Source organism: Microbacterium sp. BR1 (assembly GCF_002812725.1).
Taxonomy (GTDB): Bacteria; Actinomycetota; Actinomycetes; order Actinomycetales; family Microbacteriaceae; genus Microbacterium.
Window position 1 is genome coordinate 21,437 of record NZ_NMUN01000004.1, and the last position, 16,879, is coordinate 38,315.

General features: G+C 69.2%; 17 protein-coding genes. 12 read left to right on the top strand and 5 right to left on the bottom strand.

The features are described from left to right. Positions 1-17 precede the first annotated feature (17 nt). Entirely contained in the window at positions 18-1,601 is a 1,584-nt protein-coding gene (locus CGU35_RS04340; RefSeq protein WP_100810410.1) for a molybdopterin-dependent oxidoreductase, read from the bottom strand. A gap of 190 nt (positions 1,602-1,791) precedes the next feature. Between CGU35_RS04340 and CGU35_RS04345 the strand changes: the two genes are divergently transcribed. From CGU35_RS04345 to CGU35_RS04365, 5 genes are all read left to right on the top strand, one after another. Further along, complete coding sequence (locus tag CGU35_RS04345; RefSeq protein ID WP_100810411.1) at positions 1,792-2,721, top strand: phosphodiesterase; 930 nt, start codon at positions 1,792-1,794, stop codon at positions 2,719-2,721. Positions 2,722-2,754: 33 nt separating this feature from the next. Then, on the top strand, positions 2,755-3,156 hold the full coding sequence (locus CGU35_RS04350) for a MerR family transcriptional regulator (RefSeq protein WP_100810412.1): 402 nt from the start codon (positions 2,755-2,757) through the stop codon (positions 3,154-3,156). Beyond that, positions 3,153-4,130 carry an aldo/keto reductase gene (locus CGU35_RS04355; RefSeq protein WP_100810413.1) on the top strand — a complete coding sequence of 326 codons (978 nt, stop codon included), beginning with the start codon at positions 3,153-3,155 and terminating at the stop codon, positions 4,128-4,130. The genes CGU35_RS04350 and CGU35_RS04355 overlap by 4 nt, the downstream gene beginning before the upstream one ends. Before the next feature lie 180 nt (positions 4,131-4,310). Continuing rightward, positions 4,311-5,777 (top strand): aspartate ammonia-lyase, encoded by a 1,467-nt coding sequence (locus CGU35_RS04360; RefSeq protein ID WP_100810414.1) that lies wholly within the window; start codon positions 4,311-4,313, stop codon positions 5,775-5,777. An 89-nt stretch (positions 5,778-5,866) separates the two neighbouring features. Beyond that, positions 5,867-6,256, top strand: a complete 390-nt coding sequence (locus tag CGU35_RS04365; RefSeq protein WP_100810415.1) for a hypothetical protein — start codon at positions 5,867-5,869, stop codon at positions 6,254-6,256. 103 nt (positions 6,257-6,359) lie between these two features. Here the strand turns inward: CGU35_RS04365 and CGU35_RS04370 are convergent, their stop codons facing one another. Beyond that, a complete protein-coding gene (locus tag CGU35_RS04370; RefSeq protein ID WP_100810416.1) occupies positions 6,360-7,247 on the bottom strand; it encodes a fumarylacetoacetate hydrolase family protein in 888 nt (295 codons plus the stop codon). Positions 7,248-7,325: 78 nt separating this feature from the next. Between CGU35_RS04370 and CGU35_RS04375 the strand changes: the two genes are divergently transcribed. From CGU35_RS04375 to CGU35_RS04385, 3 genes are all read left to right on the top strand, one after another. Next, positions 7,326-8,579: a PrsW family intramembrane metalloprotease gene (locus CGU35_RS04375; protein WP_100810417.1), complete on the top strand. Its 1,254-nt coding sequence runs from the start codon at positions 7,326-7,328 to the stop codon at positions 8,577-8,579. A gap of 254 nt (positions 8,580-8,833) precedes the next feature. Beyond that, the gene (locus CGU35_RS04380) at positions 8,834-9,202 is read left to right on the top strand and encodes an FKBP-type peptidyl-prolyl cis-trans isomerase (RefSeq protein ID WP_100810418.1); all 369 of its coding nucleotides are present in this window, start codon (positions 8,834-8,836) and stop codon (positions 9,200-9,202) included. Between the two features lie 181 nt (positions 9,203-9,383). After that, positions 9,384-9,950, top strand: coding sequence for a YceI family protein (locus CGU35_RS04385; protein WP_100810419.1), 567 nt, complete (start codon positions 9,384-9,386; stop codon positions 9,948-9,950). An 83-nt stretch (positions 9,951-10,033) separates the two neighbouring features. Here the strand turns inward: CGU35_RS04385 and CGU35_RS04390 are convergent, their stop codons facing one another. The 3 genes from CGU35_RS04390 to CGU35_RS04400 all read right to left on the bottom strand — a co-directional run bounded on the left by CGU35_RS04390 (position 10,034) and on the right by CGU35_RS04400 (position 12,687). Beyond that, positions 10,034-10,948 (bottom strand): DMT family transporter, encoded by a 915-nt coding sequence (locus tag CGU35_RS04390; protein ID WP_232711219.1) that lies wholly within the window; start codon positions 10,946-10,948, stop codon positions 10,034-10,036. Between the two features lie 162 nt (positions 10,949-11,110). Then, positions 11,111-12,418 (bottom strand): MFS transporter, encoded by a 1,308-nt coding sequence (locus CGU35_RS04395; protein ID WP_100810421.1) that lies wholly within the window; start codon positions 12,416-12,418, stop codon positions 11,111-11,113. Next, positions 12,418-12,687 carry a DUF167 domain-containing protein gene (locus tag CGU35_RS04400; RefSeq protein ID WP_100810422.1) on the bottom strand — a complete coding sequence of 90 codons (270 nt, stop codon included), beginning with the start codon at positions 12,685-12,687 and terminating at the stop codon, positions 12,418-12,420. The genes CGU35_RS04395 and CGU35_RS04400 overlap by 1 nt, the downstream gene beginning before the upstream one ends. Positions 12,688-12,834: 147 nt before the next feature. Here CGU35_RS04400 and rpsO point away from each other — a divergent pair, with 147 nt between their 5' ends. The 4 genes from rpsO (at position 12,835) to efeB (ending at position 16,877) form a co-directional block, all read left to right on the top strand. Beyond that, positions 12,835-13,104, top strand: a complete 270-nt coding sequence (rpsO, locus tag CGU35_RS04405; RefSeq protein ID WP_100810423.1) for a 30S ribosomal protein S15 — start codon at positions 12,835-12,837, stop codon at positions 13,102-13,104. Positions 13,105-13,319: 215 nt separating this feature from the next. Next, positions 13,320-14,291, top strand: coding sequence for an iron uptake transporter permease EfeU (efeU, locus tag CGU35_RS04410; RefSeq protein ID WP_100810424.1), 972 nt, complete (start codon positions 13,320-13,322; stop codon positions 14,289-14,291). Next, on the top strand, positions 14,288-15,529 hold the full coding sequence (gene efeO, locus CGU35_RS04415) for an iron uptake system protein EfeO (RefSeq protein WP_100810425.1): 1,242 nt from the start codon (positions 14,288-14,290) through the stop codon (positions 15,527-15,529). Before efeU ends, efeO begins: the two co-directional genes overlap by 4 nt. A gap of 73 nt (positions 15,530-15,602) precedes the next feature. Then, entirely contained in the window at positions 15,603-16,877 is a 1,275-nt protein-coding gene (gene efeB / locus CGU35_RS04420; protein ID WP_100811269.1) for an iron uptake transporter deferrochelatase/peroxidase subunit, read from the top strand. Positions 16,878-16,879 lie beyond the last annotated feature (2 nt).

Consider the following 16,879-nt stretch of genomic DNA (forward strand, 5'->3'; position numbering starts at 1 on the left):
GTCCGAGCGGGCCCGCGCTACGTCACGGTGACGAGGGTGCGCTGCCATCCGCTCGAGCCGTCGGGGGCGATCGGGGCGCGCTCCTGCGTCTGAGTCTCGCCCGCGGCGTTCACCGCGCGTACCGTGACGTAGTGCGTGCCCGGAGTCGCATCCCAGTCGACGAACCACTGCACCCACGTGTCGACGCCGACCGCGGTCGAGAGCGTCGCGACCTGCCAGTCGCCGTCGTCGATCGACACTTCGACGCGGTCGATGCCGACCGTCTGCGCCCACGCGACACCCGCGATGGGGACGCGTCCCGCGGCGACCGGGTTGCCGGGCCGGGGCGTGTCGATGCGCGACGACATCTTGATCGGCGCCTGGGCGCTGTATCCGCGGGGCGTCCAGTAGGCCTCGTCGTCCGCGAAGGTCGTGACCTTCAGCTCTGTGAGCCACTTCGTCGCCGACACGTAGCCATACAGCCCGGGCACGACCATCCGCACCGGAAAGCCGTGCTCGAGGGGGAGGGCCTCGCCGTTCATCGCCACGGCGAGGATCGCGTCGAGCCCGTCGTCCGTCAGCGATTCGAGCGGTGTGCTCGCGGTGAATCCGTCCACGCTGCGCGAGAGCACCATGTCCGCCCCCGCGGCGGGCCCGGCTGCGCGCAGGACGTCGCGGATCGGCACGCCCCACCATTTCGCGGTGCCGACGAGGTCCCCGCCGACCTCGTTGGACACGCAGGTGAGGGTCACGGAGTACTCGTCCAGGCCCATCCCGACCAGGTCGTCGAACGTCAGCTCCAGGGGGGTGTCGACCATGCCCACGACGCTCAGGCGCCAGGTCCCGGGATCGACGCTCGGCACCGTCAGCGCGGTGTCGACGCGGTAGAAGTCCGCGTTGGGTGTGTAGAGGGGCGAGATGCCCGGGATGTCGAGTTCGGCGCCCGCGGGAACCGTCACGGTCGTGCGGGGCGCGGGAAGGTTCAGCCCGCGCCGGATCGCCGCGATCGAGGATGTCGTGGCCCCGGCTACTCGCGAGCCGATACCCACGACCACCGCACCCGCGGCCGCGATGCCGCCGATCAGCAGGAAGCGGCGTCGAGCCACGCCCGCCGCGGCTCCCGACGTCGAGCCGGACGAGGCGTTCACACCAGAACGCCAGGCGCGGAGCATCCGTCCCAGAACGACGACCAACGCGGCGCCCGCGACGGCGCCGGCGACCGAGGGGATCCACGACAGCGCTGTGGCTCCCGCGCGCGTCACGACGGCGGCGACGGACAGGACGCCCGCTATGCCCAGGGCGATCGCGCCGAGGGGAGGGCGGACGAGTTCGAGGATGCCCGCGATCGCCGAGGCGATCAGCACGGCGAGGCCGAGGCCCACGAGGAGCGCGATCTTGTCGTATTCGCCGAACGTCGCGATCGCGAACTCCTTGAAGGGCTGCGGCACGATGTCGATCACGAACGACCCGACCGCGAGCAGGGGCGACCCTCCGCGAGCGAACAGCAGCGCGAGAAGCTCGGCGATGGCGAGGAACACCGCCGCGCTGACGACCCCGGCGAGCGCCGCCCACGCGAGGAACCGCTTGGTCCCCGGTCGCTTCACCCTGTTCGGGTTCGCCATGATCGTCTCCGCCCCGCGCACCGCCCTGGCCCGCACTCCCGTATTCGCCGCGGACGGGCGATCGGATTGCACGGGGCCCCTATCGAGAGGACGCAACATGCCGTGGCTACTTGTCGAGCGCGGCATGTTGCGACCTCTCGTGGGCGGCATATCGCCTTGTCGCGTCCGAACCTCGACATAGGCTGGGCGGGTGACCGAGACCTCCGTCGCCTTCGGGCAGTACCCGCCCGCGAAGCGCACGATCATCCACGTGAGCGATACCCACCTGCTCGCCGGAAACGTGCCACTCGGCGGCCGCTACGACACCGAAGCGAACCTTCGCCGAACGATGGACCGGGTCGTCGAGCTCGGCCTCACGCCCGATGCGCTCGTGTTCACGGGTGACCTGACCGACCTCGGCGAAGCCGACGCCTACGCGCGGCTCCTCGCCATCATCGAGCCCGTGGCGCGGGAGTGGGGATGCCCCGTGGCCTGGGTCGCGGGAAACCACGACGAACGCCCGGCGCTCCGCAGCGGTCTGCTCGGGCTCGAACCGAGCGAGGATCCGGTGCTGGGGGAGTGGGATCTCGGGGGGCTGCGCCTGCTCGCCCTCGATACGAGCGTGCCGGGCTGGCATCACGGCGATCTGGACGACGCGCAACTCGACTGGTTGGGCGACAGGCTCGCCGATCCGGCGCCGCTCGGCACGATCCTCGCGCTGCACCACCCCCCGCTGCCGAGCCATGTGCCGCTCTTCGGGATCCTCGAGCTGCAGCGACAGGAGCGCCTCGCCGCGGTCATCTCGGGAAGCGACGTGCGCGCGATTCTCGCCGGTCATCTGCACTACTCGACGAGCGGAACCTTCGCCGGCGTCCCCGTGAGCGTCGCGGCGGCCACGTGCTACACGATGGACATCGCCCGCCCCGCGCTGTCGGTCAATGGCATGGACGCCGGGCAGTCGTTCCACCTCGTGCACGTCTACGACGACACGATCACGCACTCCGTCGTACCTGTCTCGGGTGCGGCCGAGGGTGATTACTTCGCCCCGGAGTGGTACGAGCGGATGTCCCGGCTCACCCCCACCGAGCGCCTCGAAGTCTTCTCGCGCAAGCCCGATCGAGGAGCCGCTCCGAGCGCTTGACTTCGAGTGCGCTCGAAGTTCTAGCGTGGGGGCATGACCCTCACTCACGAACCGGCACCCAACCGGGACGGCGTCGCGATCTCGGATGCGGCGGCCGCGACGGGACTCTCGACGCACACTCTGCGCTACTACGAACGTGCGGGGCTCATGCTCGATCCGGTCGAGCGTGCGTCGTCGTCGCACCGTCGCTACGGCGACGCCGACATCGCCTGGGTTCAGTTTCTGACGAGGCTGCGGTCGACCGGCATGCCCATTACGACGATCCGCGAGTACACCGAGTTGGTCCGGCGCGGTGACGAGACGGTCGACGCGCGCCGCGAACTGCTCGTGCGGCACCGCGTCGCCGTGCTGAACCAGCTCGACGACATCTCGGCGAGCCTCGCCGCCATCGATATCAAGATCGCCATCTACGAAGAAAGAGGAGCCAACGCATGAAGAAGATCACGCTGGGAACGGATGGACCGGTCATCGGCCGGATCGGCCTCGGCCTCATGGGCATGAGCGCGTTCTACACCGGCGCGGCCCGCGACGATGAGGGCGCGATCCGCACCATTCACCGCGCCCTCGAGCTCGGAGTCACGTTCCTCGACACGGCGGAGATCTACGGCCCGTACCTGAACGAAGAGCTCCTGGCCCGGGCGATCGCGGGCCGACGCGACGAGGTCGTGATCGCGACCAAGTTCGGCACGATCCGGCACACGGTCGATGACACGGGCGGGCTCGACGGGAGCGCCGCGAACGTCCGGCTCTCGGTCGAGGGGTCGCTGCGCCGACTCGGCACGGACCACATCGACTTGTACTACCAGCACCGCATGGACCCCGCGACCCCCATAGAAGAGACGGTCGGTGCCCTCGCCGAGCTGATCACCGAGGGCAAGATCCTGCACTACGGGCTGTCGGAGGCGGCGCCCCCCACGATCCGGCGCGCGCACGCGGTGCATCCCGTGACCGCGCTCCAGACCGAGTACTCGCTCTGGACGCGCGATCCCGAGGCCGAGATCCTGCCCACCGTCCGCGAACTCGGCATCGGATTCGTGCCGTATTCGCCGCTCGGACGAGGCTTCTTGACCGGGGCGATCCGCTCGCTCGACCAGCTCGACGAGAGCGACTTCCGCCGCTCCAACCCGCGTTTCGCCGGCGACGCCCTGAGCGCGAACCTCGCGATCGTCGAGAGGGTCGAAGCGGTCGCGCAGGATGTCGGTGCGACGCCCGCTCAGGTCGCACTGGCCTGGCTGCTCGCCCAGGGCGACGACATCGCCCCCATCCCGGGGACGCGTCGCATCGTGGCGCTCGAGGAGAACGTCGCGGCGGATGCGGTGGTGCTCTCGCCGGAGCAGATCGCGGCGCTCGGCGACGTGGGCGCCCCCGTCGGCGACCGGTACGCCGACATGTCGCCGTTGAATCGCTGATTCGAGGAGCGTCGGCTCGCGTCGGCGGAGGACTTCTGCGCCGGAGGAGGGCTTTCTCGGGCGCAGAGTCCTCCGGCCGCGCCGGAATCCTCTGCCGGCGGCGCCACGACGGGCGGGGGGCGCGGCGCGTTAGGCTCGGGGCACCTCTATCCGCCGTGATCGACCCACAAGGACACCCACATGGCCTCCCACATCGACGTGGACGCAACGTCGGCCACCCGCACCGAATCCGACTCCCTCGGAACCCTCGAGATCCCCATCGACGCGTATTGGGGCATCCATACCGCCCGCGCGCTCGAGAACTTCCCGATCGCCAAGCGGCCCATCTCGGTGTATCCCGAGCTGGTGCGTGCGCTGGCGATGGTCAAGCAGGCGTCCGCGCGAGCCAACCGCGAGATCGGCGTATTGGACGCCGAGAGGGCCGAGCTGATCGACCGTGCGGCACAGCGCATCATCGACGGTGAGTTTCACGACCAGTTCGTGGTCGGGGTCATCCAGGGCGGCGCGGGCACGTCGACCAACATGAACGCCAACGAGGTCATCACCAACGTGGCGCTCGAGCTGGCGGGAAGATCCAAGGGCGACTACGCGTTCCTGTCGCCGATCGATCACACGAATCGCAGCCAGTCCACCAACGACGTCTATCCGACCGCCATCAAGGTGGGGTTGAGCCTGGCGCTGGTCAGTCTGCTCGACGAGCTCGACCTGCTGCGCAGGTCTTTCCTCGCCAAGGCCACGGAGTTCCGCGACGTGCTCAAGGTCGGACGCACGCAGCTGCAGGATGCCGTGCCGATGACGCTCGGGCAGGAGTTCCACGGCTTCGCCACGACGCTCGGCGAGGACTACCACCGTCTGCGCGAGAACGCCCACCTGCTGACAGAGATCAACATGGGCGCGACCGCGATCGGCACGGGTATCACCGCGCACCGCAGTTACGCGCAGTCGGTCGTTCGGCAGCTCAGCCATATCTCGGGGCTGCCGCTCGAGACCGCGGCGGACCTGGTCGAATCGACGAGCGACACCGGCTCGTTCATGTCGTTCTCGGCGTCGCTCAAACGCAATGCCATCAAGCTCTCGAAGATCTGCAACGATCTGCGGCTGCTGTCCTCGGGACCGCAGGCGGGGTTCGGCGAGATCAACCTGCCCGCGAGGCAGGCCGGGTCCAGCATCATGCCCGGCAAGGTGAATCCCGTCATCCCCGAGGTCGTCAACCAGGTGGCCTTCGCGGTCGCCGGAGCGGATGTCACGGTCACGATGGCCGTCGAAGGCGGACAGCTGCAACTGAACGCGTTCGAACCCGTCATCGCGCACTCGATCTTCCAGTCGATCACGTGGATGCGTCAGGCCATGTGGACCCTGCGGGTCAACTGCGTCGACGGCATAACGGCGAACCGCGATCGGCTCGGTGCGATGGTCGGGTCGTCGGTCGGGGTCGTCACGGCTCTCACACCGTTCATCGGGTATGCGGCATCCGCGGCGCTCGCCAAGGCGGCGCTGCTCACCGGGCGGAATGTCGGCGATTTGGTCGTCGAGGCGGGATTGATGTCGGCGGAAGAGGTCGCCAAGCAGCTGTCGCCCGCGCGCCTGTCGGGACTCGAGGCCGTCACCGCCGCGATCCCGATCGTCGTCGCCGCCGAAGATCTCTGACATCAGGTTGCGGATGAATGAACGCGCGCCGTTGCCGGTGTTCATAGAGAACCGATAGGTTCGAGGCCGTACCGACGAGAGGATTTCTCATGACCGACGCCAACGCACCCGCGGACCACACCCCGCCGCCGCCCACCTACCCCTCCGCGCCCCCGGCACCCGCCGGAGCGGCACCCGGAGCCCCCGTCCCGGGCAAGACGCTCGGCATCGTCGCCCTGATCGTCGCGTTCTTCGCGAACATCATCGGCCTGATCCTCGGAATCGTGGCGCTCGTGCAGAGCCGCAAGGCCGGGCACAAGAACACCCCCGCGGTGTGGGCGATCATCGTCGGAGCGGTCCTCACCGTTGTCGGCATCATCGTCGCGATCGTCCTCGTCAGCATCTTCGCCGCGGGCGCGGCCGAGCTGCTGCGCCAGTGCGCCGACCTCGGCCCGGGCACCTGGACGCTCGACAACGGCGTCACGATCACCTGCGGCTAGGACTCGCCGTCCGGTCGTTGAGCGGACGCAGGACGGCGGAGCGGGCGTCGTCTCGTCTCGCGCTTCCCGCCTCGCTCAACGACCGGTGGATCGATCGTGCGCGTCAGTCGATGATGCGGCAGTGCGTCGTCAGTTCGCCGATCCCGTCGACTCCGACCGTCACGGTCGAGCGGTCGCGCAGGAAGATCTGCGGGTCGCGCGAATAGCCGGCACCGCCCGGGCTGCCGGTCGAGATCAGCGTGCCGGGCAGCAGCGTCGTCGTACCCGAGAGGTGCGAGATGAGAGTCGCCACCGTGCGGACCATCTGGCTGGTCGAACCGTCCTGAACCATGTGCCCGTCGACGACGGCCCAGATGTGCAGGTTCTGCGGGTCGGGGATCTCGTCCGCCGTCACGACGAACGGGCCGGTCGGGGTGAATCCGTCGAACGACTTGCAACGCGACCACTGCGCTTCGGAGAACTGGATGTCGCGCGCGGTGATGTCGTTGACGACCGTGTATCCCCAGACGTGATCGAGGGCATCCTCGGGTGAGACGTCGCGGGCGGGAGCGCCGATGATCACACCCAGTTCGGCCTCGTAGTCCACGGCCTCGCTGAGCGATCGCGGCCACGCCGTCGTGCGCTCGTGGCCCGTCAGCGAGTTCGGCCAGAGGCTGAACACCGTGGGAGCGGCGTCCGTCTTGAGCCCCAGCTCGCTCGAGTGCGCCGTGTAGTTCAGCCCGATGGCCAGGATCAGCGGCGGGCGGTTCGACGCGGACGCGAATCCGACGCTCGAGAGCGGATGCCTCGGCACCGCGTCCGCCGCCTCGCTCGTCAGCGCCGCCACGGCACGGCGCACCCGGCTCAGCCCTTCCTCGCCCGATTCGATCAGGGTCTGGAGGTCGGCGGGGCCGTCCGGAACGAGGTCGGGGACGGCGATCGCGTCCTCGCCGTCGATAACGGCAAGGACGGGGGAGCTCGCCCCGGAGGGCACGATATGGGCAAAACGCACCCTCCCACGCTACCCGCCCGCGACGGCCGCATGCCGTAGCGGCCCGTCGACCGCGGAGGGCCGCCATAAGCTGGCCGGGTGACCTATGCGCCCCCGCCCTGGCCCGACGGCCCCGGTTCGCCACGCTCGGCGGGATCCGTTCCGCCCGCCCCCGCGTTCGCGTCGCCGCTCGAACAGCCGCCGCACGCCGCGGGCGCCTACATTCCGCCCTCACCCGTGCCGGTCTTCGCCTCCGTCGAGTCCGTTCCCGCGTCGCCGAGCAGGGGGCGGCGTGCATCGATCTGGCTGTTCGCGCTGCTGGCCGTCCTGCTGGTCGCGCTCGTCGGCTACTTCCTGACCTTCCTCGGCCCGGGCGCATCCATCATCGGGATGATCGTCGCGCTCGTTCCGTTCGCCGTGGTGCTGATCGCCGTCAGGATCATCGACCGGTGGGAGCCCGAACCCCGCGGGCTCGTCGTCTTCGCCATCGCGTGGGGTGCGGTCGCCTCGGTGGGCATCGCGCTGCTCGCGGACCTCGGCGTCACGTTGCTGATCGGCAACAGCGACTCCGTCGCGCGCGATCTCTTTTCGAACGTCGTGCAGGCGCCGGTCGTCGAAGAGGTCGCGAAGGCGCTCGGGCTGCTGCTGATCTTCTTCACCGCGCGTCACGCCATCGACGGCCCCGTGGACGGCATCGTGTACGGCGCGCTCGTCGGAGCGGGCTTCGCCTTCACCGAGAACATCCAGTACTTCGCGATCAGCTACCTGGACGGGGGTGCGGAAGACCTGACCGGGACGTTCTTCGTCCGGGGCATCCTGTCGCCCTTCGCGCACGCGATGTTCACCGCGGTCACGGGCTTCGCGCTGGGACTCGCGGCTCGGCGCGGTGCGAGGGGCGGACGTGCCGTCGGGGCGCTCGGACTGGGACTGATGGGCGCCATCGCGCTCCACGCCTTCTGGAACGGCTCGGCGATGCTCGGCGACTTCTTCGCGCTCTACCTGACGCTGCAGGTGCCGCTGTTCATCGGGTTCATGATCGGCATCCTGGCGCTCCGTCGCGAAGAAGCACGCCTGACGCACGCCCGGCTGGCCGAGTACGCGTCCGCCGGCTGGTTCACCGCGCAGGAGGTCGACATGCTCGCGACGCCGTCGGGACGCCGCGACGCGATGCGATGGGCGAAGACCCTCCGGACCGACCGCTCTGCGATCATGCGCTCCTTCATAGCCGACGCCACCGCACTCGCCGCTGCTCGCCAGCGCGCGATTTCGGGACGGGATGCCGCGGCCGCGGAAGACGAGACGGTGCTGCTGAAGCGCACGGCGGCCGCGCGGGCGTCGCTGCTCTCGATCTGAACGTCGGGTCGAGGCTCGCCGTCCGCGGACGGCAGGGAGGAGCGCCCGGACAGTGCCTGGACAGCGCCCGGCCAGTGCCTGGACAGGGCTCGGACAGTGCCCGGGAAATGACTCAGCGCCCGGTGCCGCGGCGATGCCTGCGTGTCTACCGGGCGCTGAGTTGGCCTACCCCGAGTCTGCCCCCGCCCTGTGAAGGTGTCAAGAGTGCTCGCGTCGGCTTTGACCCCGCGTAGGCCGTCGGGTTGGATGGTCTCATGACTGCAGACCGCACAAAGCCCACCTTCGATGCCCCCGAGGGGCCCGCGCCCGAGACTCTCGTGATCCGCGACCTGATCGTCGGAGAGGGTGCCGAGGCCAAGCCCGGTGACAGCGTGACCGTCCACTACGCGGGCGTCGAGTTCGACTCGGGTGAGGAGTTCGACTCGTCATGGGGCCGGGGCGAGAGCATCCAGTTCCCCCTCCGCGGTCTGATCCAGGGGTGGCAGGACGGCATCCCCGGCATGAAAGAGGGTGGCCGACGCGAGCTGGTCATCCCGCCGCACCTCGCCTACGGTCCGGCCGGCGGACACTTCCTCGGCGGAAAGACCCTCATCTTCGTCATCGACCTGATCAAGGTCGGCTGACCTCATCTCGTCGTCACGGCGGGTTCGGCGCGCGTAGCCGAGCCCGCCGTCGTCGTGTGCGGACGTTTTGACGAACCGAATCCGCGCAAGAAAAAATTGCATTCACGGGAATACAGGACGTCCTCGCGCGTTACACCCGCCGTACTGCCGGAGAACCGGCCCCCAAAACCGAAGGATCACAATGACCGACTCCACCACGACCGCGATCGAGTTCCCCGGCTACAAGGCGGGCACCTGGACCCTCGACCCCTCGCACAGCGAGGTCCAGTTCAGCGTGCGCCACATGATGATCTCGAAGGTGCGCGGCACCTTCGGCGTCAAGGCGGCCACCCTCACCGCACCCGAAAACCCGCTCGAGGCCACGGTCGAGGCCACGGTCGACGTCGCGTCGATCGACACCAAGGACGAGGGGCGCGACAACCACCTTCGCTCGGCCGACTTCTTTGACGTCGAGACCTACCCGACCATGGAGTTCCGCTCGACCGGCGTCCGGATCGAGAACGGCGACTTCCTCGTCGACGGCAACCTGACGATCAAGGGCATCACCAAGCCCGTCACGTTCGACTTCGATTTCGGTGGCTTCGGCACCGACCCGTGGGGCAACTACAAGGCGGGCGCGACCGCCAAGACCGTCATCAACCGTGAGGACTTCGGTCTGACGTGGAACGCCGCCCTCGAGACCGGCGGCGTGCTCGTCGGCAAGGACGTCACCATCGAGCTCGACCTGCAGGGTTCGCTCGCGGTCTGATCGCGTCGCGACTTCACCTGCGCGAAAGGAGGGACGGATGCTCCGGCATCCGTCCCTTTTTCGTTGCTCGTGCGTGGTGGGCGTCAGGCGCGGCGGTGCAGCCGCAGGCGGTCCTGCGCGAGCAGGATGCCGAGGAACACGACGACCGCGCCCGCCGGTTCGTTCCACGAGAGCGGCTCGCCGAGCACGATCAGACCGAGCGCGACGCCGACGACCGGCGTGAGATAGGTCACCGTCGACGCGCGCGTCGGGCCCCACGCGCGGAGGGCGTTCTGGTTCCAGATGTACGCGACGCCGGTGCCGAGGCATCCGAGCAGCAGGATGCTCGCGACGATCCACGGATCGAGCGCGACCTCGCCGAGTGCGACGACCGGGGTCAGGGCGAGCATGATCACCGCGGCGATCCCGATGTTCAGGAACGAGAACACCAGGGCACTCATGCCCGAGTTCGAGACGAACCTGCGCATGTACGCGAGGCTGAACCCGTAGCAGGCGGTCGCCCCGAGGGTCGCGAGCTGCGCGACGAGGCTCTGGTCGAGGTCGAGACCCTCCCAGGGCGCGATCAGCACCATGACGCCCAGGATGCCGACGACGATGCCGGCGATCTGCATGCCCTTGAGTCGCTCGACGCGGAAGAGAAGCCCAGCCATGATCGCCGTCATGATCGGCGTCGTAGCGTTGTAGATGCTCGCGAGCCCCGACGTCACGTGCTGCTGCGCCCACGAGAAGAGCAGGAACGGGATCACGCAGAAGGTGATCGCCAGCACGGTCATGTGCATCCACACGCGCGGCACCCGAGGCAGCCGTTCGCGGCGGAGCGCAACGAAGATCCCGAGCGTGATCGCCCCGAGCACGAGGCGCGACCAGGCGACCTGCCCCGGTGACATCCCCTCGAGCGCGACCTTCATGAAGAGGAAGCTCGACCCCCACACGATGCCGGTGAGCGTGAACTGCACCGCGACCCACACGCTCGACGGCCCGGCGATCGAGCGCGGCATGCGGGTCGGGGGCGCGCTGGGGTGCTCGAGAGGGGGAGGGGTGGTGCTCATTCGGTGACTCTAGCCCTGTCGTCCGACGTCCCTGCCCGTGCGCGGATGCCACGTCCGGAATCCGCCGACGATCGGCGGTCGTGCAACGCGCTCGGTCGATTCCGAGTGCTGTCAGGGCTGCGGGTCGAGGGCGTCGTAGGCGCGGAACCCCGGGCTGCGGCGCGCGAGGAACCCGACCAGTCCGACGACGACGAGGCCCCCGATCAGCGGCGGGAACCACAGGGCGGTGACGGTCGCGAGCGTACCCGCGTAGAGGGCGCCGAGACGCGGACCGCCCGCCACGACCACCATGAAGACCCCCTGCAGGCGCCCGCGGATCGCATCCGGCACGGCCGACTGCATCATCGTCTGGCGGTAGATCGCACTGACGTTGTCGGCCGCGCCGGTCACCGCGAGCAGGAGGATCGCGAGCGCGATGAGGGGGAGGTTCGCGACATCCTCACCCAGATCCGCGGGCGCGAACACGCCGAGCGCCCCGAGCAGGAGGACGACCCCGAAAGCGGCCGTGGCGGCGCCGAACACCTGGATCGACCGCTCGATACCGAGACCTTGCCTGCGGACCCGCCCGATCGGCCCCGAGAACAGGCTCGAGAAGAACGCGCCCGCCGCGACCGACGCGGTCAGGACGCCCGTCGTGATGGGCCCGCCGCCGAGCAGCACGGCCCCGATCGCGGGGAAGAGGGCCAGGGGATTTCCGAATGTCATCGCGATGATGTCGAGGATGTACTGGAGCCGGATGTTCGGGGCCCGGCGCAGGAACGCCCACCCGTCGGCGAGCGAGCGCAGACCCGGTCGCACGGTGACACCCTCGGGACGGATGCGGGGGAGAGTCCAGAGCCCGAGGAACAGGGTCAGCATCAGGACGACGTCGACCGTGTACGTCCAGCGATAGCCGACGAACGCGACGAGCACCCCCGCGAGTGCGGGCCCGGCCATGACCATGATGCCCACCGTGATGCCGTTGAGCGCGGCGGCCGCGGGGAGCAGTTCGCGGGCGACGAGTCGTGGGGTGATGGCCGATTTCGTCGCCGAGACGATCGAATTCGCGGACGAGTTGATGATCGACAGCACGAACAACCAGGCCACCGTCTCATTGCCGGTCCAGGCGAGCACGGCGAGCAGCACCGTCGAGACCCAGGTGACGGATGCCGCGATCAAAGCGACCGCGCGGCGGTCGAAGTAGTCGGCGAGCATGCCACCGTAGAGCCCCGCGAGCACCATGGGCACGAGCCCCGCGACGGCGATCATCGCGACCGCGAGGGTCGATCCCGTCAGCTCGAAGACGTGGAGCATGACCGCGACGATCGTCAGCTGCCCACCGAGCCCGGCGAGCGTCGACCCGATCCACAACCGGGCGAAGGCGGGGCTGGTCGTCAGGGGGCGCAGGTCGATGAAATGGTCGCGGCGCAGCCGCGCCATCACCTGTCGCGCTCGACTCTGTCGATGCCCGACAGCTCGACCCCGTCGACGCCCGATAGCTCGACGCGCTTGATGCGTGCCGCGTGACCCCGCAGGATCGATACGTCACGCGGGGCAACGCCGAAGTGCGCGGCGAGGGCGCGCACGACGCCCTCGTTCGCGGCGCCGTCGACGGCACGCTCGCGCACGAACACCGTCAGGTCGTCACCGGATGCCTCGACGAGAGGACCCTTTCGGCTTCCGGGCTTGACGCGGACGGTGAACTGCACCCCTCGAGGCTAGCCGGGGGCGAGGCATCCGCGGGTCGCCCTTGTGCTGGTAGACTCTGGAGGTTGCCGTTCGATCGGCCGCGGATAAAGAGAGCTCACGCATCAGGCGATGGGCGCCGCGCAATGAAGAGAAAGGGGATCCCCTCTATGCCGCTTGAATTCGAAGCCAAGAAGGCGATCATCGAAGAGTACGCGACGCACCCCGGTGACACCGGATCCCCCGAGGTGCAGGTCGCGATGCTGACACAGCGCATCAAGGACCTCACGGAGCACCTGAAGGAGCACAAGCACGACCACCACTCGCGTCGTGGTCTGTTCCTGATGGTCGGTCAGCGCCGTCGTCTGCTCGGCTACCTCCAGGACATCGACATCAACCGTTACCGGTCGTTGATCGAGCGTCTCGGACTCCGCCGCTAAGTCGCACCAGCGTTCAATCGCTTTCTCGAAGGCCCGTCCCACGGTGTGGGGCGGGCCTTCGTTCTGCCCGCTCGCGGCCCGGACGGGCACCGATTTGAGAAGTGTCACCCTGCGGGAGTATCGTCCCCTGAGTGAGGGTTGCCTAACCTCATAACCGGATGCCTCGAAAGCACTCTGGACCCCCTCGAAAATCCCGAAAGCCGCGCGATAGCACCGTGTTCGCCACATTCCTGATCGGCCTGCGTGAAGGCCTGGAAGCCGCCCTCGTTGTCGGCATCCTCGTGGCCTACCTGTCGAAGCTCGGACGTCGGGACGTGTTGCCCCGACTGTGGGTCGGTGTCGGGCTGGCCGTCGCACTGTCGCTCGCGCTCGGAGCCATCTTCACCTTCGGTGCCTACGCCCTCACGACCGTGGCGCAAGAACTGATCGGCGGACTGCTTTCGCTGACCGCCGTCGCCATGGTCACCTGGATGATCTTCTGGATGCAGCGGGCCGGTCGAACGCTCAAGAACACGCTCCACGCCGGGGTCGATCGAGCCCTCGCATCCGCCTCGCTGTGGGGGCTCGTCGTCATCGGGTTCGTCTCGGTCGCGCGTGAGGGCGTCGAGACGACGCTCCTGCTGTGGTCGATGGTGCAGTCGTTCGGCAACGCCCCCGAGGCGCTCCTCGGCGCCCTTCTGGGCTTGCTGGCCGCGGTCGTGCTCGGCTGGCTGCTCGCGCGCGGAATGCTGCGACTCGACCTGCGCCGCTTCTTCACGTGGACGGGCGCGTTCTTGATCGTCGTCGCCGCGGGCGTGCTCGCCTACGGCGTCCACGACCTGCAGGAGGCGGGCGTCCTGCCCGGCCCCTTCACGGCGCTCGCGCCTCTCGACCCCACCACGGGCGCCGTCGCGACCGGCTGGGCCGGCGTTCCCTTCGGCTGGGCGTTCGACGTGAGCGACGTCGTCGCCCCCGGCGGCCCCCTCGCCGCGATCCTGCAGGCCACCATCGGCTTCACGCCGCAGATGTCGTGGCTGCAGGTGTTCGCCTGGATCGCCTACGTCGGGGTCGTGACCTTCGTCTTCGTGCGCAACCTGCGCGCCCACCGGCCCGCACCTCGGCCCGAACTCGTGCGTGCGGATTCGGCGACACCCGCCGCTCAGACATCCCCTCCGTCACCCGACACCATTCGACAAGGAGCCCCATGACCGCTCACAGGATCATCACGAAGAGCCTGACCACCACGGCGATCGCCGCAGTCGCCGCGCTGGCGCTCGCGGGCTGCGTCGCGAAGGCGGACGTCGCCGCCGCCGACGCGATCACGGTGTCGTCGACCGACGCCGGGTGCGATGTCTCGGCCGCGACCGCCGCCAGCGGCACGCTCGCCTTCGACGTGAAGAACGAGGGCGACCAGATCACCGAGTTCTACCTGCTGGCGGACGACGGGCTGCGGATCGTCGGCGAGGTCGAGAACATCGCCCCCGGAGCATCCCGCACCCTGACCGTCGTCGCACAGCCGGGCGAGTACTTCACGCTCTGCAAGCCGGGCATGGTCGGCGAGGGAGTGGGCCGCGCCGGATTCTCGGTCTCGGGCGACGCCGTCGCGATCGACGGTCCGGACGCCGAGCAGAAGCAGCAGGCCGTCGACCTGTACGCCGCGTTCGTGAAGGACCAGGTCGAGAAGCTCGTCCCCGCGGTCGAGGAGTTCACCACCGCGTACGCGACCGCAGACGACGACAGGGCCCGCGCGCTCTTCCCGCAGGTGCGCGCGTTCTACGAGCGCATCGAGCCCGTCGCCGAGGCGCTCGGCGACCTCGACCCGCGCATCGACTACCGTGAGGTCGACGCCGTCGCCGAGGGACTGGACTGGACCGGGTTCCACCGCATCGAGAAGGACCTCTGGGTTCCGGCGCTCGACGCGCTGAACGCCGACGGCGAGACCCCGGCCTGGCAGAACTGGACCCCGTCGACGCCCGAGGAGCGCGCCGCATTCGGTGACGAGCTCGTCGCCGACATCCAGGAGCTCGACACCTACGTGCACTCGGACGACTTCCAGAAGGCGCTCGACGCTCAGGGAGTCGCGGGCCTCAGCAACGGTGCCATCGCGCTGCTCGACGAGGTCGCCACGGGCAAGATCTCGGGCGAGGAGGACTGGTGGTCGGGAACCGACCTGTGGGACTTCGCCGCCAACGTCGAGGGTTCCAAGATGGCATTCTCGCTCGCGCGCGACTTCGCGGCATCGAAGGGTGATGCCGGCGCCGCCCTGGTCGACGAGATCGATGCGGGTTACGCGGCGCTCGAAGCATCCCTCGCCAAGCACGGATCGCTCGCCGAGGGCTTTGTGAACTACCGTGAGCTGACCGATGAAGACAAGCGCGAGTTCACCGACCTGATCAACGCGCTCGCCGAGCCGCTTTCGCGGCTCACGGTGACCGTTCTGGAGTGATGTGAGCGAGACGACTCCGCCTGTCGGCGGGACGGATGCCGGGGCCCCCACCGCGGGCGCCCCGGCATCGCCGTTGCCCGAAGACACCCGACCCGGCCTGTCGCGCCGCGGCCTGCTCGGCCTGCTCGGAGCCGGGGCGGCGGGCCTGGCCGCCGGTGCCGCGGGCGGTGTCGCCGGGGGCATGGCCATCTCGCGCGCCACGGCCGCGGGCGGCACGGACGGTGTGCACGTCTTCTTCGGCGCGCACCAGGCCGGAATCACCACGCCCGTCCAGGACCATCTGCACTTCGCCGCCTTCGACATGATGGCGCGCACGAACCGGGACGACCTGGTCAGCCTGCTGCAGGACTGGTCCTATGCGGCTGCCCGCATGACGCAGGGTCTCGACGTCAGCGCGTCCGGCTCGGTCGGCGGTTCGCCCGAGGCCCCGCCGGACGACACCGGTGAGGCTCTGGGGCTGCCCGCGAGCTCGCTCACGATCACGATCGGGGTCGGCCCGAGCCTGTTCCAGAACGCGGACGGCGACCGCTACGGCATCGCCGCGCGTCGGCCCGCGGGGCTCGAGCGGCTGCCCGCGTTCCTCGGCGACGACCTCGACCCGGCGCTCAGCGACGGGGATCTGTGCATCCAGGCATGCGCCGACGACCCGCAGGTCGCGGTCCACGCGATCCGCAACCTCAGCCGCATCGCGTTCGGTCGTGCCCGTATCCGCTGGTCGCAGCTCGGCTTCGGACGCACATCCATGACCACGACCTCGCAGGCGACGCCGCGCAATCTGTTCGGCTTCAAGGACGGCACGGCCAACATCCTGGCCAACGACCGTGCGGGGCTCGACGAGCACGTCTGGGTCGGCGCATCCGACGAACCCGCCTGGATGGCGGGCGGTTCGTACCTGGTCGCGCGCAAGATCGCCATGATCATCGAGTCCTGGGACCGCGTGCGTCTGTCGGAGCAGCAGCGCATCATCGGCCGGTCCAAGGGCGAGGGGGCGCCGCTGTCGGGCGGCGGCGAATTCACACAACCCGACTTCCGGGCGACGGATGCCTCGGGCCGGACGGCCATCGACGCCGCGAGTCATGTGCGGCTGGCGCATCCGACCCTCAACGACGGCGTCCGGATCATGCGTCGCGGGTACAACTTCGTGGACGGCAACAACCAGCTCGGCCGCCTCGACGCGGGCCTGTTCTTCCTGTCGTACCAGCGCTCGCCCGAGCAGTTCGTGAAGATCCAGCGCGCGCTGTCGACCGACGCGATGAACGAGTACGTGCGCCACGTCGGGTCGGGCATCTGGGCCGTCCCGCCGGGGGCCTCTGCGGCATCCTTCGTCGGCGCCGGGCTGTTCGCCTGAGC